This window comes from Halobacterium litoreum, from assembly GCF_021233415.1.
Classification (GTDB): Archaea; Halobacteriota; Halobacteria; order Halobacteriales; family Halobacteriaceae; genus Halobacterium; species Halobacterium litoreum.
Genome location: NZ_CP089466.1, coordinates 1,639,574 through 1,659,282, shown reverse-complemented (window position 1 = coordinate 1,659,282; position 19,709 = coordinate 1,639,574). Strand labels below are relative to the sequence as shown.

The following is a 19,709-nucleotide window of genomic DNA, read 5'->3' as shown; positions in this document are numbered from 1 at the left end:
CGGTAGGCCTTTGACCGTCCGTCGTCTCGGTCCGGCGTGATTCGTCGCGCGACCGGCTACGTTCTCGGTGCGCTCGCGTGCGGCGCGCTCGCCGCGCTCGTCCCGACCGACCTCTCTGCCCTCTTCGGGACGACCTACCCGGTGGCCGTCGTCGCCAGTCGCGGCTTCACCGCGCTCGCCGTCGCGTTCGCGGTGGCCGCCGCCTACCACGTCGTCACGTCGCTCGTGTTGACCGACGAGATGGACGCCGGACGCCGGTACCGCGTGGAGTCCGTGCTCCGGCTCGCGGCCCTAATCGTCGCGGGCGTCGGCGTCCTCGGCGTCGCCACCGACCGCTGGATTCCCGCGCTCGTCTCCCTGGGCGTGGCGGGCGTCGCCGTCTCGTTCGCGCTCCAGCAACCCCTCCTGAGCCTCGTCGGCTGGGTGTACATCGTCACAGAACAGCCCTACGCCGCCGGCGACCGGGTGCAAATCGAGGACGCGAAGGGCGACGTCGCGGAAATCGACTACCTCGTCACGACGCTCTGGGAGGTCGACGGCGACCTCGTCACGTCCCACCAGCCCTCCGGCAGACACGTCACGGTGCCAAACAGCGTCGTGCTGACGAGCACGGTCGTGAACTACAGCCGCCGCGAGTTCCCGTTCGTCTGGAACGAACTCCCCGTACAGGTCGCCTACGAGACGGACCTCGAGTTCGCGCGCCAGCGCCTCCGTGAGATAACCGAGGACTACCTCGGCGACGAGATGCGCCGCGGCGTCGAGGCGTACCGCGACGAACGCGCGGAGACGCCACTCGACACCTCTGTCGAGGACGCGCCGACCGTGAACGTCCACCAGCGCGAGTCGTGGGTGGAACTGCGGGTCCGATACCTCGTCGACCCGACCGGGATGCAGGACGCCCAGAACGACCTCTACGAGCGCGTCCTCGACGACTTCGGCGACCACCCGGAGCGCGTCAAGTTCCCGGTCGGCCGGATGCGCTGACGCCGCAATCGATAAGCCCCGCCGCGCCGACACGTCGGCCATGAGTCTGGTGCTCGACGACGCCGTCGAGTCGTTCCTCGCCGCGGCGAACCCCGACCCGTCGCCGCTCCTCGACGAGATGGCCGCCCACGGCGACGCCCGCGACTTCCCGACGGTCGGCCCGGACGCCGGCCAGTTCCTGCGGTTCGTCGCGACCGTCGCCCGCGCCGACCGAATCTTCGAGTTCGGCTCCGGGTTCGGCTACTCCGCGGCGTGGTTCCTCGGCGCGCTCCCCGACGACGGCGAAATCGTCCTCACCGACTACGACAGCGAGAATCTCGCCGAGGCCCGCGAGTTCCTCGCTCGGGTCGACGGCGACACCGAGATTCACTACGAGGCCGGCGACGCCTTCGACGCGTTCGAGTCCCACGACGGCCCGTTCGACGTCGTCTTCCTCGACCACGACAAGGAGCGCTACGCCGAGGCGTTCGACCGCGTCGTCGCCGACCTCGCGCCGGGCGGCGTCGTCGTCGCGGACAACATGATGGCCGGACCGGTCGAGACCGAGGACGTGACCGCGGCGCTCGCCGGCGACGACCCCGCGAACGACGCCACGGCGGGCGTCGCCGAGTACGTAGAGCGCGTCCGCGACCACCCCGACTTCGAGACGTCGTTCGTCCCGCTTGGAGAAGGGCTCGCGGTCAGCACGCGAAAACGAACGGCAGGAGAGTAGACGCGTCGAACTCGCTATTCGCGGACCGCCAGCAGCGCCGCGCCGACCAGCGCAATCAGCGCGACGGCCACGCCGAACCCGGGCACGCTACCGCCGGACTCGCCGCTCCCGTCGTCGCCGTCGCCACCGGCGCTCTCGGTCGTGCTGTCGCTCTCGTCGCTGTCCGTCGTGGTGTCGCTGTCGCCGCCGTCGCTCGTGGTTTGTGTCCCGCCGTCGCCGTCAGCCGACGTGACGCTGTACACCGCCTGCGCGTCACCGCCGCTGGACTGCGGATTCAGGTCGAGGGGGACCGTGTACTCGCCGGCCTCCTCGGGGTTCTGGACGCCCGAGTACGTCACGACGACCTCGTCGCCGGCGTTCAGTTCGTAACTCCCGCCGAACTTCACCGTGAGCGTCTCGCCGTTGTTCGACGTCTGCACCGAACTCAGGTCGTCCGAGACGTTCACGTCGATTGCGTCGTCGTTCGCGTCGGCGTCCCGGTCGATGCCGACCGTCTCGACGTCGGCGCTACCGACCTCGCTCGCGTCGGCGTCGCTCGCCGAGTAGTCGACCGTCAGCCCGTTCCACGACCCGGCGGAGGCGTTCCCGACCGTCACCGTGACGGTGTGCGTGGACGTCTCGCCGGCCGCGTCGGGGCTCGCCAGGAGCGAGCCGTTGGAGGCGGCCGTCGCGGCGCCGAACGCGCCGGCGCCGACAACCGTCAGTGCGACCAGTGCCGCCAGCGTCCGTCGCAGTGTGTCGTTCATCGCGTTCCGGTTCCCAGCGGCGTCTCGGGGAAGTGCTTTCGGGCCGAGAACACCGGCCAGAAGCCCTACAAGTGGCGTTCGCTACTTCGAGGAATCGGGCCGCTCGCGCGCTCTCCGGGCGCGTCGAATCGCTGTCAGGACTCCGCCGTGGCGCGCTCCCGGAACCGCTCGACGCGCGAGAGCGCGGCGTCCTCGCTGCCGACGGTGACGCGCTCGTAGGCCGACCCCTCGTCGGCCTGTTCGAGTCGGTCGTAGGTCACCGCCCAGTCGCCGCGCGCGGTCTGTCGCATCCGAACCACGGCGTAGCCGTCCTCTCGCTCCCACTCGCGGCCGTCCCGGCGCTCCACTTCCGCCCAGTTCATGCACCCCGGTTCGACCGAGCAGTTGTTAACCTCGGCGCATCCGGCGCGACGTACCTACTCCTCGACGCGCTCCAGCACGACGCCCTCCGCGAACCCGCCGCGCTCCTCTTTTTTCGTCTCGCGCGCGTCGTCGAGGCGGTCCCGGTCCACGTCCCGCGCGACGCAGATGGCGTCGAGCACGTCGAGGACGTCGCCCAGTTCGGCGACCCGGCGGTTCTCCGCGTACTCCTCGGCTTCCTCGACGAGTTTCTCGGCGAGGCGGTCGCGGTACTCGTCGCCCGTCGCGCGGTGTGTCACGGGCGTCTCGTCGTCCGCCCGAATCTTCGCGGGGATGTCGTCGCGCACGAGTTTGTCGTACTCTCGGGTCACGACCCGAGCGTCACCGGCGGGGTAGAAGAGCGTGTCGCCTACGCGACGGCGGCGAGCACTTCGTCGGCGTGCTCCTCGGGGTCGACGCCCTCGAAGACCGCGACCACGTCGCCGTCGGGGCCGACGACGAACGTGTTCCGGAACGTCACCTCCAGCAGGTCGCCCGCGATTTCGCGCTCGCCGTAGGAGTCGTAGGCCGTCGCCACCTCGCCGCCGGCGTCGCTCAACAGGTCGAAGGGCAGGTCGTACTTCGACTTGAACGCCGCGAGGTCCTCGACCGAGTCGTCGCTCACGCCGAGGACGGTGACTCCGTGCTCCTCGTAGTCCGACCAGCGGTCGCGGAAACTGCACGCCTCGGTCGTACAGCCCGGGGTGTCCGCCCGCGGGTAGAAGTAGACGACGACGTACTCGTCGTCGTAGTCCGAGAGCGCCACCGGTTCGCCGTCCTGATTCGGGAGTTCGAAGTCGGGCGCGTCGTCGCCTTCGCTGAGCATACCCGCCCTTTCTCGTCGCCCCCCGAAGCCGTTACGGTACCAGCGAGAGCGCGTACAGCGCGCTCATCCCGACGACGACGGTGACGAGCATGTCCTCCGTGTACCACGCCGCGACGGCCGCGACGAGGCCCGCGAGCAGGCGGTGGTTCGACAGCGAGATGGCGAGCGCCTCGCCGTCGAGGACGAGTTCGGGGACGACGAGCGCCGCGAGCACCGCGGGCGGCACGAACGCGAGCGTGCGCTTCACGCGCGGCGGCACCTCGTCCAGCCGACCGAACAGCGTGACGAAGGACACGCGGAGCGCGTACGTCCCGACGGCCGCGCCGAGGACGACCAGCCAGAGTCTCACGCCGCCACCTCCGTGAAGTCGACGAGCGCCGCGGCGACGATGCCACACAGCGCCGCGACGACGATGCCGAGGTTCATCGGAAGTCCGGCGCCGACGACGGCGGCGAACCCGCCGACGGCCGCCGCGACGCTCGTCGCCTCGTCCGTGATGGACGGGACGAGCAGGGCGAGGAAGAGCAGCGGGACGGCGAAGTCCAACTGCAGCCCGTCGGGCATCCGGTCGCCGAACACCACGCCCGCCGCCGTCCCGCCGACGTACGCGACGTAGATGGCGGCGACCTCCCCGAGGTAGAACGCCATCCGGTCGGTGGATTCGTCGCGCTCGTACTCGGTCACGGCGATGGCGAACGTCGTATCGACGATGAACTGACTGCAGAACAGCCGCCACTTCTCCGTGAACTCCCGGAAGTACGGCGCGATGGCCGCCGAGTACATCACGTACCGCAGATTCACCACGACGGCGGTGAGCGCGACGACGGCCAGCGGCGCGCCCTCGTTGAACAACTCGATGGCCGCCAACTGCGACGCTCCGCCGAAGATGAGTCCCGACATCGCGACGGCCTGTATGTCCGTAAAGCCCGCCTGCACGGCGGCTGCACCCGCGACGAACCCGAACGGGATGTTCGCGGGCAGCGTCGGTACGGCCGCCCACACCCCCGAGACGAAGTCCGCGCGGTCGCTCATAGACTACGGTGTAGACGCCGAGACGGGGAAGAAGGTTCGCGTTCCGGCAGTCACGCGAGCGCGACGACTCGACTCAGAACGAGTACTCCGACTCCCGAATCTGGGCGTACTTCCCCTTCCGGTAGCGGAACTTCGCGCGCTTGTACTGGGAGTAGAGTTTCAGGCCGCCGGCCGCCGACCGCGCGTTCGACTTCGAGAGTATCTTCCCGCTGTCGCTGGATTCGAGCATCTGTCGCGTGACGCGAATGGTCTTGTCCCACTGGTCGGGGTCGAAGTCGCCGACCACGTCGGCCATCGCGACGTTCCGGCGAATCTCCGTGCCGATGGCGTCGTGCCACGCGTCGTTGTACTCGCCGAGGCGGCCTTCGGCGGCGAGTTTCCCGGCGAGTTTGCCGGTCCGGTGGGCGACGTGGTCGCCGCCCTCGTGGAACGCTGATGTGGTGCCCATCGCGCCGCCCGCGACGGCGATGCCCGCGCCCGTCGGTGACTCGATGGGGCGCGTCGACGAAATCGGGTACGTCTCCGTGCCTTTCGACTTCCCGTGGTCTTCCGCCAGCGGGAAGTCCGCCTCGACGTCGTACTCGTCGCCGTAGAGGTCCTCCAGCAGGCGTCGCACGTACTCCTTCCCGGAGGGAATCTGCTCGTCGTCCTCGCGGAGCAGGCGCCACTCCGACGCGTCGAAGTCGTCGACGTCCATCCCGATGGGCATCGTGAGACCGACGCGCGCGACGTTGTTCCGGTTCGGGAACACCCACGGGTACGCCGTCTCGCCCGGCATCCACCCCCACCAGAACTTCAGCGAGCGCTCGTCGAACAGTTCCTCGGGGAACCGCCGGTACTCCTGGTACGCGATGTGGTTCGCGGTCGGGGGCGAGAGCAGTTCGCTGGCCTTCTTCCCGTCCGGAAGGAGCGGGTCGAGGACGCGCATCGTCACCTGTCGCTGCGGGCCGTCCGCGAGAATCAGGTACTCGGCCGTCACCTCGTCGCCGTCCCCGAGCGTCAGGGTGTGCTCGTGCCCGTCAGAGAGGTCGGTATCGACCGACTTCACCGAGGTGCCGGCCTCGTAGCGAGCCCCTGCCTCCTCGGCGCGGTCGCGGAGCCAGTCGTCGAACTTCGCGCGGTGGAACGTGAACCCGAAGTGGTCGTAGTCGGCGTCGATGCCCGTCCGACCGACCGCCACCGACTCGCTCGGGCCGATGAACTCCGCGTCGTCGAGTTCGTGTTCGACCACGTCCTCGGGGATGTCCGCGAAGTCGAGGTCCGCGACGTCCAGCCAGTAGTCGAGGAACCCGGCGGCGTCCGTCGAGTCCGGGCCGAGTCGTTCGCGGTCCGCTCGCGGCACGCCCTTCTCGTAGACGACCGCGTCCGCACCTCGCTCGGCGGCCGCGCGAGCGGCGGCCGACCCGGCCGGCCCGCCGCCCACGATGGCCACGTCTACGTCAGTCATAGTACGTCCGTCACCGCGCGTTCCTTAAAGTGCTTCGAGTTTTTGTGTCGTGTCGGTGTTCGTCAGTCGGGGACTCCTCGGCAGACTCGATATGCGATTTCTCCCCGAAATTCCCGGTGCGGTCGTGGCCTGCGACTCGCTGCGCTCCACGCTCGTTCACTCCCTCACTCGCCGTGGTGCTTGTGCCATTTCGGCTCACGACCGCACCGCCCCTTTCGAATTCCCGTCAAGTACCGGTTGGTCGGCGAGCGCGGTTGCTGTCCGGCGGGTCCATCGGTGTTCGGTCCGACACCACGCTCAAGCACCCCGGCGACGTGGTTCGGGTCGTGACGCGCCTCGACGACCCCGTGGACGTGGGCGGCCTCGAACTCCGGAACCGCCTCTACCGCGCGCCCCTCTTGGAGTGTGCGGGGACGGACGCCGACACCGCGGACGCGCTCCGCCGCGACCTCGAACCCGCGGCGGCGTCGGGCGCCGGCCTCGTCTGTCAGGGCGCGACCATCGTGCGCGGCGAGGGCGGGTGTGCTGCGCCGAACATGACCCGGGTCCACGACGACGCCTTCGTGCAGGCGCTGGCGCCCGTCCCGGCGGCAATCGAGGAGCGGGGCGGGCGCGTGTTCGCCCAACTGGAACACGGCGGCCTGCGCTCGATGGAGGTGTGGCACGCCGAGTACCGCGAGGAGCATCCGGGGGTCGAACAGTTAGCCGTCTCCCGGCCGCCGCTCCCGATGCGGCTCGCCGACCGTGCGGGCTTCCTCGACCTCTCCCCCCGCGTGCTCTCCACCGACGAGGTGTACGACCTCGCCGCGGACTTCGGACGCGCCGCCGAGCGCCTCGCCGACGCCGGCTACCACGGCCTCCACGTCGCCGGCGCGAACATGGGCGTCGTCCAGCAGTTCCTCTCGCCGTTCTACAACCGCCGCGACGACGAGTTCGCGGACGGCTTCCGGTTCCTCGAACTCCTCCACGACGAGATTCGCTCTCGCACCGACCTCCCGTTGATTACGAAGATTCCGGCCGAGACGCGCGCGCCGCCCGGCATCCGTCGCCACCTCTCGGCCGACGACTGCGTCGACCTCTGCGAGCGCGCCGCCGACGCGGGGTTCGACGCGGTCGTGCCCGTCTCTGGGAGCGTGTTCTGGGACATGCACATCGTCCGCGGCGAGTACCCGGAGCGCGCGTGGCGCGACGGCCAGTTCCAGTCCGGGTACGCCGCCGCGTTCGGGAGCCGGTGGCGCGCGAAACTCGTCTCGCTCGCGAACCGCGTGCAGGCCCGCCGCGCGACCTTCGAACCGGCGTGGAACGCCGACCTCTGCCGGCGAGTCCGCGAGCGCGTCGACGTGCCCGTACTGTTGGAGGGCGGCGTCCGCGAGCGCGAGCGCATCGACCGCCTGCTCGGTGACGCCTGCGACCTCGTCGGGATGGGGCGGCCGTTCTACGCCGAACCCCGCCTCCCGGCGCGACTGCTCGACGACCACGGAAGCGTTGCCGTCTGCGAGAACTGCAACAACTGCACCGTGCCCCAGGCGACCGGCGCGCCCGGCGTCTGTCGCACGCCGTCGGTGCTCGCGGAGCGCGGTCGCCTCGAACGCGAGGACGCCTACGAGCGGGAGTGACCGGCGAACACGCGCACGAACCCGGCGACGCGCCGCTCGTCGACAGTCAGGCCGCCGTTCTCGGCCAGCGCGTCGCGGGCGGCGTCGATGCGCTCGTCGAGCGTGCGTGACGGCTCACCTCCGCCACCGCCACCGGGCGCGCCCGCCGCGACCAGTCTGTCGAAAATCCGGTTCAGCACGCCCGCCGCCTCGCGGTCCGTCCTGCCGGCTTCGAGGACAGCGATGCGGCCGCCCGGTAGCACGCTCTCGCGCCACGCCCGAACGCCCGCCGCGGGGTCGTCGAGCATCCCGACGACGAACGTGCCGAGAATCGCGTCCGCGTCGTCGACGGGCGGTCGCGCGGCGTCTCCGAGCGCGAGGTGGACGTTCTCCCAGCCGGCGCGTTCGACGCGCGTCCCGGCCTCGGCGAGCATCCCCGGCGTCAGGTCGACGCCGACGACGGTCCCCTCCGGGCCGACGGCGTCCCGGAGGTGGGGGAGGTTCGCGCCCGTGCCACAGCCGAGGTCGACGACGGTGTCGCCGCGCTCCAATTCGAGCGCGTCCACGGCGCGCCGACGCAGGTCGCCGAGTCCCGGGAGGAACCGACAGAGCCAGTCATAGGCGCGCGCCCACCGGCCGTAGAACTGCTGGGTGTCCGCGACACTCACGGCCGGGCGTTCGCGCCGAGTCGGCAAAAGCGGTCGGGGAGACCCGAAGTCATAAGTCCAGTGACACGCCACGTTCGGGCATGGACCGCGTGCGTCTCGGGTACGACCTCGTCAGGGCGTACGTCTACGCGCTCGTTCTCGCCGCCGTGCTCACGGCGCTCTGGTTCGTCGCGCCCCGCGTCGCCGCCGCGCCCGACGTCGCGAGCGTCTGGTTCGCCGTCGCCGGCTTCGGCGCGCTCGTCGTCCTCGTCTTCGCGCTCACGCAGTACGGTCGGAACTAACTGCTCGCGGCGTCCGTCGCGCCGTACGCTAGCGACCCGAGTAGGCCGAGCGCAATCGGGATGCCGACGCTCGCGTACAACAGCAGGCCGCCGTCCCAGTACGCCGCGAGTCGGCCCGCGTCCCAGAGCACGGCGATAAACGCCAGCCACGCGAGCACGCCGAACCCGACGCCCGACGCCAGCGCCTTCGGCCACGACCGGGACAGCAGGCCGACCGCGATACCGCCGACGAGCAGGCCGAGCCAGTGGACCCACGCGAGCGCGAGCGACGCGACGACGGCACCGGCCGCGAGGAGCACGCGCCGCATCACGCACCACCCCCGAAGTCGACGCTCGGACCGTCGAACTCCCTGTCGAACGCGAAGTAATCGCCGTCCGCCCACGCCCGGAGTTGGTCGTGGTACTGGCCGCTGAACGGGTCGCCGTCGTTCCCGCCCGGCAACACGACGGCGGCGTCGCCGGCCATCGGCACGACCATCCGCCAACTGCTCCCAACGGCGGCGTCGCGGCGGTAGTTGTTCACCGTCGCCGGGGAGCCGTCGGTCGGCATTCGGGGATAGTTCAGGAAGGACTGGTCGAAGGGGTGGTCGAGCGAGACGACGTTGTAGTCGCCGTACGTCTCCCAGCCCTCCTCGCCGATTCGCTCGCTCGCGGCGTCGAGAGCCGACTGCATCGCCGCCGTCGCGCTCTCCGGGGTGTCGTCGCGGTCGAACCACGCGCTGTCGTCGGCGAGGTGGACGGTCACCCAGTCGGTCGGCCAGTAGCCGTCGTCGAACCCGAGCGCGTCGAAGGCGTCCGCGTAGAGCGCCTCGCGGTACGCGTCGACGAACGCCGCGAACGCGAGCGCCGGTTCGCTGTCCGCGACCATTCGGTAGTCCCAGTCCGCGAGCGCGTCGAACGGCGCGCCCGCCGAATCTACATCGGCCGCTTCGAGTATTCGGGGGACGAGCCGTCTGGCGCGCGTGTCGAGCGCGTCCAACTGGAGGTCCCGCATCGACTCCGGGGTCACGGCGCCGTCGGCCGTCTGCGCGTCGAGCAGTTCGTAGATGCGCTCGCCGCGGAACGGCGTGCTGTACGACTCCGCGAGGTAGTACTCCGGGTCGTCGACGATGCGCTGGTTCGCGGTGGCGACGTACCCGGGATTCACCGCGCCCGGCTTGTCTTCGAAGGGGACGAAGCCGTCCCACGACGACTCGCCGTAGGGCGTGTACCCCGGCCACTCGCCCTCGCCCGCGGAGCCGTCGAACACCCGCCACCCCTCGACGCGCTCGCCGTCCGTGTACCGCACCGGAATCCGTCCCGTCACCTTGTAGTACGTGTTGCCCTCGCGGTCCGCGTAGACGACACACTGCGTCGGCAGGTCGAAGTCCCGGGTCGCCTCCCGGAAGTCCTCGAGCCCGTCGCTGTGGGCGTACGCGTGGATGGCGTCGGTCGTCGCCGTCGCCGAGAGGCCGGTCCACGCCACGCCGACGCGCCGGTCCTCTCGTTCGACCATCGGACCGTGGACGGTCTTGCGCTTCGTGACCGTCACGTCCTCGCCGTCCGCCACCTCGATGGTGTGGTCCTCGGTCCGGAAGTCCCGCCACTCGCCCTCGTACCGGTACTGGTCGCCGTCCACCTCGTACGCGTAGCAGTCCAGCACGTCCGCGCCGGCGTTCGTGAACCCCCACGCCCCGGCGTCGTTCTCCCCGATGATGACGAACGGGACGCCGGGGAACGTCACCCCCCGAACCCAGCCGTCCCCCCAGTCGAGGTGTTGCTGGTACCAGACCGGCGGCGCGAGCAGGGAGAGGTGCGGGTCGTTCGCCACTATCGGCTCGCCGCTCTCCGTGTGCTCGCCGCCCACCACCCAACTGTTCGACCCGACGCCGTCGGGCGCCTCGAAGGCTGACAGCCAGTCGGTCAGGTCGCCGTCCGGCACCGCCGCGTCGGCGCCTGTGCTCGGCGTGCCCCGACCCGCCACGCGCCCGCCGTCCTCGTCGCGCAGAATCGGGCTGTCGTGGTCGTAGCGCCGCGGGAACAACTCCTCGTAGTTCTCGCCCAACTGGTCGCGGAGCCGGGCGCGCCGGAGCGTCTCGAAACTCCCGGTGAGCGTCCACGAAATCTGGAGCTGGAGCACCAGCGTGTCGGCGGGCGTCCACGGCGCTGGCTCGTAGTCCAGCAGTTCGAACTCCGGTGGCAGGGCCTGGTCCTCACGGGCCGCGTTCACGCCCTCGGTGTACGCCTCCAGAATCCCCGCCACCTCGGGGTTCCGCGACTGGAGCGCGTCCCAGTTCGCGTCGGCGGCGCGCGCGAAGTCCATCTGCACGCGGAACCGGTCGGACTCCAGCGCGCGCTCCCCCACGACGGCGGACAGTTGCCCGCGCATCAGGCGACGCTGGAGGTCCATCTGGAACAGCCGGTCGGTACCGTGCGCGTAGCCGACGGCGTAGTAGAGCGCCTGCTCGTCGTCGGCCGTCACCTCGGGCACGCGGTGGCCGTCGTACTGCACCGTCGCCGCGCCGTAGTCGCTGTCCACGCTCCCCGGCGCGCTGTCGGTGGTCGCCTCCCACACGTCACCGGACAGCGGCGCGAACCGGTCGAGATACGACGCCGCCGGAGAGAAGAACCCGCCCGCCGCCGCGCCGCCGACGACGGCGGCGACGAGCCCGCGGCGTGCGGTGTCGATGTCGTCCATGCGTCCCGAGTGTCGGCGGACGGACCATAACTGTGCAGGTCGGTTCGCAGTCCCGGCCCTCGGTCGGTCAGGCCTCGAACTGCGCGAGCGGGATGCATCGGCCGTGGACCGACTCGGACGCCGGAACCGACCCGACCGCACGCCAACCGTCGTCCTCGCGTCGGAGGAGCGTCCCGCGGTTCGTCGCCGCGACGGGGTCACCGTCGTACTCGCACCAGCCGACCGCCACCTCGTCGGGTGTCGGCGAGTCCACCGCATCGACCGCCTCGCCGTCCCGCGAGACGAACAGCGCGTGATTCCGGTCGTCCAGCCACGACGACGGCGGCGTCGGCGACCCGCCCGCGAACGCGACGCCGTCCCGGAGGAGCGACTCCCGGAAGTACGTCTGCGCGCCGTCGTCGAGGCGCGTCCAGTTCCGGCCCGCGTCGGTCGCCCGGTAGAGGCCGCTTCCGGTCGCCGCCACCATCGCGTCCCTCTCGCCGAGCGCGACGTGGTGTACGTCGTCGGTGTGTGGCGCGTCGAACCCCTCGATTCGGCGGTCGGCCCACGTCTCGCCGCCGTCCTCGCTGACGTAGACGCCGCCGACCTCGACGGCCGCGACGACGCGCTCGGCGTCCTCTGGGTGAACGAGCACGTCTCGGACCTGCGCGACGTTCTCGTGGCGGTCGATGCCCCAGTCGTCGCGCTCGCCGAGCGCGCGGAACGCGTCGAGTTCGCGCCACGCGGGGTCGGCGGGGCCGTCGGCCGCGTCTGCGACGTAGATTCGTGCGGGCCGCGTGCCGGCGTAGAGCCGGCTGCCGTCGGGGCTCGCGCCGACGGCGTACACTTCCGCTTCGGGCACGCCGAGGTCCGTCCACGACTCGCCGTCTCGGGTGTGGTAGAGGCCGGTCGTCGTCGCCGCGAACGCGCCCGGAACGCTGTCGAACGTCCGCACGCGCATCGCCTGCCCGGAGTCCAGCGCTCGCTGGGCGCGCGCCGCCGTGGCGTCTGCGACGCCCTCGGTCCGATGTACGCCGTCGTCGCTCCCGATTAGTAGCATACCGTCGGCGTGGACGGCAGGCCACTAAAGCGCTCCCGGAACCGCGTTTTTGTATAGCAACTGGTGGTTTAGGGGCGAGCGGCGAGCGCGGCGCTGGCGGCCGTCGCGAACTGCACCGACGCGAAACGCAGCGAAAACGGGGTCAGTCCTCGCTCTGCCCGTAGGACTCGAACTTCGCCTCGACGGTCGCCAACTGCTCGTCGCTCAGGCGGTTCGGTTCGCCGTGCTGGCGCGCCCGCAAGTAGACCTTGCAGAGTTCCTCGACGTGAACCGTGTTCTCGACGGCCGTCGGCAGGTCCTCGCCGACGACGACGAGGCCGTGGTTCGCGAGGATACAGGCCTTCGAGTCCGCGGCGTCCATCTCCTCGACGACGAGTTCGGCGAGGTCGTCGGTGCCGTAGGGCTCGTAGCCCGCGACCGGCACCTTCCGCCCGACGGCGGTAATCATGTAGTGAATCGGCGGGAGTTCCTCGCCGAGCACCGCGAGCGTGGACGCCCACGGTGAGTGCGTGTGGACGATGGCGCCCGCGTCGAGCCGGCGGTAGATGCCGGTGTGCATCGGCACCTCGCTCGTCGGGTCCATCTCCCCGGCGACCACGTCGCCGTCCATGTCGACGACGGGCACGTCGCTCGCGTCGAACCCGTCGTAGGGCACGCCGGTCGGCGTCGCCGCGAACCGCTCGCCGCGGCGCACGCTCAGGTTCCCGGTGCGGCCCGGAGTCAGGTCACTCAACGACGGTGCGTGGTCGACGACGGCGACGCGTTCGCGTGCGAGCATTACAGTACCACCTCTCTTACGTTCGCGAACTCCTGAATCTGGTGGTCCGGGCGCTCCCGCCCCTCCAGCCCGTCGGCGTCGTTGTTGAACAGCACCGTCGTCAGGCCGAGCGCGTTCCCGCCTTCGACGTCCGCCGACACGGAGTCCCCGACCATCGCGACCTCGCTCGGTCGCACGTTCAGTTGCGCCATCGGGAGCGTGAACATCACGCTACTCGGCTTCTCGCGGCCCGTCTCCTCGCTGGTCAACACGAGGTCTAGGTGTTCCTCGATGCCGAGGTGTTCTATCTTCTTCATCTGGATGCGCGTCGTGAGATTCGTCACTATCGCCACGTCCAGCCCCGCGTCCTGCAGGGTTTCGAGGGTCTCGATGACGCCGTCGAACAGTTCCATCTCGTCGACGTACGCGTCCCAGTACGCTTCCCCGAGCGCGAGGGCGTGCCGCGCGCTGTGCGTCCCGGTCTGAATCTGGATGGCGCGCTTGAAGTAGAGGAACCGCTCGTGGGCCGACGCCGTCCCCGCGAGTTCGCGTTTGACCTCGCGACGGGCCTCCATGTAGAGGTCCTCGAAGTCCTCGCGACTGGAGTCGTAACCGAGTTCGACGGCCTCCTCCCAGGCCGCCTGCTTGCCCGCCTCGTTGCACTCCGGATACGAGTAGAGCGTGTCGTCGAGGTCGAAGAACACCGCTTCGTAGGTCATGGCCCGAATTCCGTCGCCTGCGCTGTTAATTTCTCGGTCCTCGAACTGGAGTCTCGAATCGGTGCGCGTGGCGCGCGGTCTCGCTCACACGCCCTTCGGACTGATACCCGTCGCCAGTCGGTAGTAAATGCTCCCGAGGCCGCCAGTGAGTCCCGCGTTCCCGAAGGTGTATTCGCCGCGGGTCGGGTCGTCGTGGAGCGCGAACGACGACGCGGCCCCGTCGGCGCCGGCAGTCACGTAGACGGCCTCGCCGGGTTCGAGGGGCGCGTCGGTCGTGACGGTTCCCTTCACGTCTCCCCGGCCCGGTGTAGCGCTGAGGGCTCGGCTTTCCCCGCCGGTGATGGCGAACGACGTGTTCGCGGGGACGGCCGCGCCGCCCGTGTTCCGAATCTCGATTGCCTGCCCGTCCTCGACTATCGACAGCGAGAGTCGCGGCACGTCGGCCATCCACGACGGCGGCCCGCTCCACTCCACGTCGGTATCGAGGGTCATCGACGCATCGAGGCGTCGTTCCGTGTCCTCGCCAGTCTGCTGGACGACGGTGGCGTCGACGTCGTAGATGACGCCGGCGGGCGTGACGAGCACTGTCCCGTTCGTGATGTGGCCCGTCTCCAGTGAGTCCGCGTCGGTGGTGAGTTCGACGAGCGTTCTGTCGCCGCGCTCGACGGTGCCGTTGACGCTGTAGCTCCCACCGTGAAGCAAGGGGTGGACGTGGTCCTCTACCCCGCCGAACGTCTCGTAACCGGTCCACGCATCGACGTTGGCAGTGGTGTTCTGGTAGACGAGGTGGTGCGTCTCGTTGTCCACGGGCACCCGGGCGAAACCGTGCGATTGCGTCCCGTAGAACTCGGTCCAGACTCGCTCGCCGTCGTGCGTTTCCTCGGCGGTGCTGTAGAAGGGGACCCGTTCCGGGCCGTGTGTCAGCGTGTGGGCGCTGACGCCGTCGTCTCCCGAGGATTCGAGTCTGAGCGCCATCGACGTGTTCGTCGTCGCGGCGAAGTGCGCGCCGAGGAGGGTGGACGCGTTCACGAGCGTGCCGTTGTCCGCGACGCCCGGCGGATACTGGCCCACCGAAGCGTTCGGCGACCACGTTCCGGGCTGGGTCGTCGTCGCGGAACTGGTCGTGGCAGTAGCCTCGGTCGTATCTGTCGGCGCGGCGGCGTCAGTCGTCGGTCCGGTCGTCGTGGCGGTGCTGGCGGGGTTCGCCCCGCCGCTACAGCCGGCAGTGACGAGGAGGAGGGCGACGCCGACGGCGACCGCCGCGCGTCGTGTCGGGGAGTTCACGTGATGATTCGACCACGCCGCGACGTAAAAACAATGTGACCGCTACGCCGCCCAGTTCGCCGCCGCAGGCCTCGTTACGGGAACAGCCCGCGGTACTCGTGTGCAGACGCCGTGCGTTCGAGCGCGATGGTGTACGCCGCGGTGCGCAGCGTCGGAATCGACTTCTCCTCGTAGGCGGTGAGCATCTCGTCGAAGGACGTCGTCAGGCGCTCTTCGAGGTCGCGGTTGACCTCCTCGACCTCCCAGGAGTACTGCTGGCTGTTCTGCACCCACTCGAGGTACGAGACGATGACGCCGCCCGCGTTCGCGAGGATGTCCGGTACGACCGGCACGCCGCGCTCTTCGAGGACGTTCGCCGCGTCGAACGTCGTCGGGCCGTTGGCGGCCTCCACGACCACGTCGGCTTCGAGGCGCTCGGCGACGTCGACGGTGATGACGTCCTCGATGGCCGCCGGAATCAGGGCGTCCACGTCGAGCGTGAGCAGGTCGTCGTTCGTGATGGCCTCCGCGTCGTAGCCTTCGAGGCGGCCGTCGTTGCCCGCGACGTAGTCGAGCACCGCGTCGATGTCGAGGCCGTCCGGGTCGTAGATGGCGCCCGTCACGTCGGAGACGGCGACGACGTTCGCGCCGCGCTCGTCGAGCAGTTGGGCAGTGACGCTCCCGACGTTCCCGAAGCCCTGAATCGCCACGTCGGCGTTCTCGACGTCCGTGTCGAAGTACTCGAAGGTCTCCTCGGTGATGATGGCGACGCCGCGACCGGTCGCCTCGACGCGGCCGTCGGTCCCGCCGATTTCCGGCGGTTTCCCGGTGACGACCTCGGGAACGGCGTACCCCTGGTACATCGAGTACGTGTCCATGATCCACGCCATCGTGCGCGGGTTCGTGTTCATGTCCGGCGCGGGGATGTCGATCTCCGGGCCGATCATCCGACGGATGCCCTCGGTGTACCGGCGGGTGAGTTGTTCGATTTCGGCGTCGGAGAGCTCCTTCGGGTTACAGATGATGCCGCCCTTCGCGCCGCCGAACGGCAGGTCGACGAGCGCGGTCTTCCACGTCATCCAGCCCGCGAGCGCGGAGACCTCCTCCTGGGAGACGTTCGGGTGGTAGCGGATGCCGCCCTTGAACGGACCGCGCGCGCTGTCGAACTGACACCGGTACGCTTCGAACACTTCGACGCTCCCGTCGTCCATCCGGACCGGGAGGCTCACGGTGAGCGTGCGCTCCGGGGACTGCAGTCGTGTGAAGATGCCGTCGTCGATGTCGACGTACTCCCGCGCCTGCTCCATCTGCGCGAGCATGTTGTCGAGTGGCCCACTCTCGGTCATGTTCGGGCAGAACTTGCCGCGCCTATAAGGATATGCCGCATCGCGGCCGCCGTGCCACCGACCCACACGACGACGCTACTCGTCGAGGTCGTCGGCGTCCGGCAGTTTCAGGACGTTCTCGCGGCCGATGCGGAACGATTCGAGTTGGTCGTCCTCGCGCATCTGCTTGACCACCTGGCTCGTCTTCGCCTCCGTCCACCCGAGTTCCTCGACGACGGCCTGCTGTTTCGCGCGCCCGCCCTGGGATTCGAGGAAGCGCTCGACGCGCTCCTCGTTGCTCAACAACTCCGCCGGCGGTTCGTTCTGCTCGCTCTCCGAGGGCTCGCCGGCGTCCTCGTCGCCGTCGTCGGCCGCCGCGGCCGCCGCGCCGCCGCCTCCGGTGTCGCCGGGCGTGGGAACCGGGCCGTCGCCCTCGTCGCGGCCGTTCCGCGACCAGTAGAGCCACCCGCCGCCCGCGACAGCGAGCACGACGAGCAAGCCGCCGGCGAGCGTCGCCAGCGACGGGGCGCCGCCGGAGTTCGCGTCGCTCGGCCCGCCCTCGGTGTCCGTCAGGTCGACCGTGTTGTCCTCAGTCGTCGTCTCCTCGTCGCTCGGCGCGACCACGACACTCGGCTGCCCGGCGCCGAACTCCAGTGGCCCCGACCAGACCACGGCGTCTTCCCGCGGTCGCTCGCCCTCGGGGTCGATTTCGGCCGCCTCGTAGCCGTCAGGCCACGACACGGTCAGCGACGTCTCGTTGTCGAGGTAGAAACCCTCGAGGGCGTCGCCCGCCGCGACGGTGTCGCCCTCCACGGCGGCGAAACTCCCCCACTCGAAACTGTACGTCACGACGCCCAGCGAGTCCTCGTTCAGGCTGTTGACGCGCGTCGACACGGAGACGTTCCCCACGGACATGTTCCGACCCGTGGCGCTCTCGGCGGACGCCACCGTCTCCGTGATTCGACTGCGGAACCGGTCGACGTACGTCGACGTGTTCGCCTGCACGTCGTCCTGTAACTCCTCGAAGGCCGCCGTCTCGTTCTCGTTCGTCAGCCGCATCCGGTACGTGAACTGCCAGTCAGCGTCGCCGTCGGCCTGTAACGCCGCCGACAGCGACACGGAGTCCGGGTCGAACTCCTCGGGCATCCCGATGGCCTCGTCCGGCGTGGTCGCCGCCGCGGCGGGCGCGACGACGGACGCCACGACGAGCAAGCCGACGATACAGCACGCCACCCTGCGGTGCATAGTTTCCCTGCGAGGGCGACGTTTGAAAGGGTTGTTATCGGCCCTGCCACTCCGGGTCGCGGTCCTCGAAGAACGCGTCGATGCCCTCGTCTTTGTCCGCGGTGGCGAACAGTTGCGCGAACAACTCTGCCTCGTAGTCGATGCCCGATTCGAGGTCCATCCGCGAGGCCGCCTTCACGGCGTCCTTCCCGTATTCGAGCGCGAGCGGGCTGTTGTCGGCCATCGACGCCGCGAGGTCGTACACCTCGTCGTCGAAGTCGTCGCCGTACACGTCCTCCACGAGCCCGATGTCTCGCGCCTCCTCGGCGCCGACGAGGTCGCCGGAGAGCACCAGTTTCATCGCCTGGCCCTCGCCGACGACCCGGGGGAGGCGCTGGGTCGCGCCGCCGCCCGGGATGATGCCGAGGTTGATTTCGGGGCTCCCGAGTTTCGCGCGCTCGTGGCAGACGCGCACGTCGCAGGCGAGCGCGAGTTCGAGGCCGCCGCCGAGCGCGTGCCCGTTCAAGCGCGCAATCACGGGCTGGCGCAGGTCTTCGACGACCTCGTAGACGCGGGGGCGTTCGCTCGCGCGGCGCTGCTCGACGGCGTTGCGCTCGCGGAGTTCGCCCACGTCCGCGCCCGCGACGAACGCGCCGGCGTCCTCGCTTCCCGTCAGCACGACGACGCGCGCGTCGCTGTCGTCGATTGCGGCGCAGACAGACTTCAGTTCCTCGCGCAACTGTGCGTTCAGCGCGTTGCGCGCGTCCGGCCGGTCGATGGTGACGGTAGTGACGTGCTCGGGGTCGTCCTCCGTGACTTCGACGAATTCGCAGTCCGCGGCGGTGTCGGCGACGGTCATTCGGACACCCCGACGATTTCGCCGTCCTCCCAGACGTAGAACCCCTCGCCGGTCTTCTTCCCGAGCTTGCCCGCGCGCACCTTGCGCTTGAGAATCTGGGGCGGGCGGAAGCGCTCACCGAGCTCCTCGCGGAGGTGTTCGAGGATGTCCAGTCGCACGTCGAGTCCGACCACGTCCCCGAGTTCGATTGGCCCCATCGGGTGGTTGTAGCCGAGTTCCATCGACGCGTCCACGTCCCGGGGGCTGGCGACGCCCTCCTCGACCATCCGCATCGCCTCGACGCCGAGCGCGACGCCGAGTCGGGAGGACGCGAACCCAGGCGAATCCTGGACCTCCACCGCGGTCTTCTCGATGCCTTCGACGTACTCGCTCGCGAACTCGCGGGTCGCGTCGCTCGTCTGCTCGGCGACCACCACCTCGACGAGCGCCATGATGTGGACGGGGTTGAAGAAGTGCAGGCCGACGAACTGGCCGGGTCGCTCCAAGGCCGCCGCGATTTCCGTCACCGGCAGACTCGACGTGTTCGACGCCAGCACGGCGTCCGCTGGCGCGACGCCTTCGGCCTCTCCGAGCACGTTCTGCTTGAGTTCCACGTCCTCCGGGACAGCCTCTACGACGAGGTCGGCGTCCCCCGCGGCCGTGGCGAGGTCGGTCGTCCCCTCGATGCGCGCGAGCGTCGCCGCCATCTCGTCGTCGGTGACTTTGTCGCGCTCCACGCCGCCCGCGAGGTTCGACTCGATGGCGTCGAGGCCGTCCTGTACGATGTCGTCGTCCACGTCTCGGAGCGCCACGTCGTGGCCCGCCATCGCGGAGACCTGCGCGATGCCGTGGCCCATCGTGCCAGCGCCGAGTACTGCGACTCGCATACCACGGCGTTGCCCGCCGGCCGTGAAAAAGGTAGAGGCGCCGCGCTCACGCCACGTCGCCGAGCGGTTCGCCGCAGGTCGGACACGCCGTCGCTGTCTCTGCGCCCGCCACCTCCTCGGTATCGCCCGTCCAACCGCAGACGGGACACATCACTGGCTCGGAGTCTGACATCCGATTGAGGGTCGTGTCGCCAGCCCCGAAAGCGTGGTGCCGGTTCGCTCACCCGCGACCGCCGACTCCGGCCCCGAACCCACCACGCCAGCGCGGGATTCAAGGGCACAGTCGCCCT

General features: G+C 69.8%; 23 protein-coding genes. 4 read left to right on the top strand and 19 right to left on the bottom strand.

Annotated features, from left to right (window positions below; genetic code table 11):
- Positions 1-39: 39 nt before the first annotated feature.
- Together LT972_RS09070 and LT972_RS09065 are read left to right on the top strand one after the other, a co-directional pair.
- Positions 40-984 carry a mechanosensitive ion channel family protein gene (locus tag LT972_RS09070; RefSeq protein ID WP_390226331.1) on the top strand — a complete coding sequence of 315 codons (945 nt, stop codon included), beginning with the start codon at positions 40-42 and terminating at the stop codon, positions 982-984.
- Between the two features lie 40 nt (positions 985-1,024).
- Positions 1,025-1,696: an O-methyltransferase gene (locus LT972_RS09065; protein WP_232569674.1), complete on the top strand. Its 672-nt coding sequence runs from the start codon at positions 1,025-1,027 to the stop codon at positions 1,694-1,696.
- Between the two features lie 14 nt (positions 1,697-1,710).
- Here LT972_RS09065 and LT972_RS09060 read toward each other — a convergent pair whose 3' ends face one another.
- From LT972_RS09060 to LT972_RS09030, 7 genes are all read right to left on the bottom strand, one after another.
- Positions 1,711-2,442: a PGF-CTERM sorting domain-containing protein gene (locus LT972_RS09060; RefSeq protein ID WP_232569672.1), complete on the bottom strand. Its 732-nt coding sequence runs from the start codon at positions 2,440-2,442 to the stop codon at positions 1,711-1,713.
- A gap of 134 nt (positions 2,443-2,576) precedes the next feature.
- On the bottom strand, positions 2,577-2,804 hold the full coding sequence (locus LT972_RS09055; RefSeq protein ID WP_232569670.1) for a DUF7543 family protein: 228 nt from the start codon (positions 2,802-2,804) through the stop codon (positions 2,577-2,579).
- Between the two features lie 54 nt (positions 2,805-2,858).
- Positions 2,859-3,173 (bottom strand): nucleoside triphosphate pyrophosphohydrolase, encoded by a 315-nt coding sequence (locus tag LT972_RS09050; protein WP_232569668.1) that lies wholly within the window; start codon positions 3,171-3,173, stop codon positions 2,859-2,861.
- A gap of 38 nt (positions 3,174-3,211) precedes the next feature.
- Positions 3,212-3,667 (bottom strand): thioredoxin-dependent thiol peroxidase, encoded by a 456-nt coding sequence (bcp, locus tag LT972_RS09045; protein WP_232569666.1) that lies wholly within the window; start codon positions 3,665-3,667, stop codon positions 3,212-3,214.
- Positions 3,668-3,698: 31 nt separating this feature from the next.
- Positions 3,699-4,016 (bottom strand): AzlD domain-containing protein, encoded by a 318-nt coding sequence (locus LT972_RS09040; protein ID WP_232569664.1) that lies wholly within the window; start codon positions 4,014-4,016, stop codon positions 3,699-3,701.
- Positions 4,013-4,699 carry an AzlC family ABC transporter permease gene (locus tag LT972_RS09035; protein ID WP_232569662.1) on the bottom strand — a complete coding sequence of 229 codons (687 nt, stop codon included), beginning with the start codon at positions 4,697-4,699 and terminating at the stop codon, positions 4,013-4,015. The genes LT972_RS09040 and LT972_RS09035 overlap by 4 nt, the downstream gene beginning before the upstream one ends.
- Before the next feature lie 73 nt (positions 4,700-4,772).
- The gene (locus LT972_RS09030; protein ID WP_232569661.1) at positions 4,773-6,146 is read right to left on the bottom strand and encodes an NAD(P)/FAD-dependent oxidoreductase; all 1,374 of its coding nucleotides are present in this window, start codon (positions 6,144-6,146) and stop codon (positions 4,773-4,775) included.
- 326 nt (positions 6,147-6,472) lie between these two features.
- Between LT972_RS09030 and LT972_RS09025 the strand changes: the two genes are divergently transcribed.
- Positions 6,473-7,762 (top strand): oxidoreductase, encoded by a 1,290-nt coding sequence (locus LT972_RS09025; RefSeq protein ID WP_232569659.1) that lies wholly within the window; start codon positions 6,473-6,475, stop codon positions 7,760-7,762.
- Here LT972_RS09025 and LT972_RS09020 read toward each other — a convergent pair.
- The gene (locus tag LT972_RS09020; protein WP_232569657.1) at positions 7,747-8,409 is read right to left on the bottom strand and encodes a class I SAM-dependent methyltransferase; all 663 of its coding nucleotides are present in this window, start codon (positions 8,407-8,409) and stop codon (positions 7,747-7,749) included. The two genes, LT972_RS09025 and LT972_RS09020, sit on opposite strands and share 16 nt — an antisense overlap.
- An 80-nt stretch (positions 8,410-8,489) precedes the next feature.
- On the opposite strand from LT972_RS09020, the gene LT972_RS09015 reads away from it, so the two are divergent.
- Complete coding sequence (locus LT972_RS09015; RefSeq protein ID WP_232569655.1) at positions 8,490-8,690, top strand: hypothetical protein; 201 nt, start codon at positions 8,490-8,492, stop codon at positions 8,688-8,690.
- On the opposite strand, the gene LT972_RS09010 is transcribed toward LT972_RS09015, so the two are convergent.
- From LT972_RS09010 to LT972_RS14880, 11 genes are all read right to left on the bottom strand, one after another.
- Complete coding sequence (locus LT972_RS09010) at positions 8,687-8,998, bottom strand: hypothetical protein (RefSeq protein ID WP_232569653.1); 312 nt, start codon at positions 8,996-8,998, stop codon at positions 8,687-8,689. The two genes, LT972_RS09015 and LT972_RS09010, sit on opposite strands and share 4 nt — an antisense overlap.
- The gene (locus LT972_RS09005; protein ID WP_232569652.1) at positions 8,998-11,367 is read right to left on the bottom strand and encodes a penicillin acylase family protein; all 2,370 of its coding nucleotides are present in this window, start codon (positions 11,365-11,367) and stop codon (positions 8,998-9,000) included. Before LT972_RS09005 ends, LT972_RS09010 begins: the two co-directional genes overlap by 1 nt.
- Positions 11,368-11,434: 67 nt before the next feature.
- Positions 11,435-12,406 carry a sialidase family protein gene (locus LT972_RS09000; protein ID WP_232569650.1) on the bottom strand — a complete coding sequence of 324 codons (972 nt, stop codon included), beginning with the start codon at positions 12,404-12,406 and terminating at the stop codon, positions 11,435-11,437.
- 142 nt (positions 12,407-12,548) lie between these two features.
- Entirely contained in the window at positions 12,549-13,184 is a 636-nt protein-coding gene (locus LT972_RS08995) for a class II aldolase/adducin family protein (RefSeq protein ID WP_232569648.1), read from the bottom strand.
- Positions 13,184-13,882, bottom strand: coding sequence for an HAD family hydrolase (locus tag LT972_RS08990; RefSeq protein WP_232569646.1), 699 nt, complete (start codon positions 13,880-13,882; stop codon positions 13,184-13,186). The genes LT972_RS08995 and LT972_RS08990 overlap by 1 nt, the downstream gene beginning before the upstream one ends.
- Before the next feature lie 84 nt (positions 13,883-13,966).
- Positions 13,967-15,166 carry a hypothetical protein gene (locus LT972_RS08985; RefSeq protein WP_232569644.1) on the bottom strand — a complete coding sequence of 400 codons (1,200 nt, stop codon included), beginning with the start codon at positions 15,164-15,166 and terminating at the stop codon, positions 13,967-13,969.
- 74 nt (positions 15,167-15,240) lie between these two features.
- Positions 15,241-16,491, bottom strand: coding sequence for a Glu/Leu/Phe/Val family dehydrogenase (locus LT972_RS08980; protein WP_232569642.1), 1,251 nt, complete (start codon positions 16,489-16,491; stop codon positions 15,241-15,243).
- Between the two features lie 75 nt (positions 16,492-16,566).
- The gene (locus LT972_RS08975) at positions 16,567-17,715 is read right to left on the bottom strand and encodes a helix-turn-helix transcriptional regulator (protein ID WP_232569640.1); all 1,149 of its coding nucleotides are present in this window, start codon (positions 17,713-17,715) and stop codon (positions 16,567-16,569) included.
- Between the two features lie 34 nt (positions 17,716-17,749).
- Positions 17,750-18,553, bottom strand: coding sequence for an enoyl-CoA hydratase/isomerase family protein (locus LT972_RS08970; protein WP_232569639.1), 804 nt, complete (start codon positions 18,551-18,553; stop codon positions 17,750-17,752).
- A complete protein-coding gene (locus LT972_RS08965) occupies positions 18,550-19,419 on the bottom strand; it encodes a 3-hydroxyacyl-CoA dehydrogenase family protein (protein WP_232569637.1) in 870 nt (289 codons plus the stop codon). Before LT972_RS08965 ends, LT972_RS08970 begins: the two co-directional genes overlap by 4 nt.
- 46 nt (positions 19,420-19,465) lie before the next feature.
- On the bottom strand, positions 19,466-19,591 hold the full coding sequence (locus tag LT972_RS14880; RefSeq protein ID WP_269780527.1) for a hypothetical protein: 126 nt from the start codon (positions 19,589-19,591) through the stop codon (positions 19,466-19,468).
- Positions 19,592-19,709: the final 118 nt, after the last annotated feature.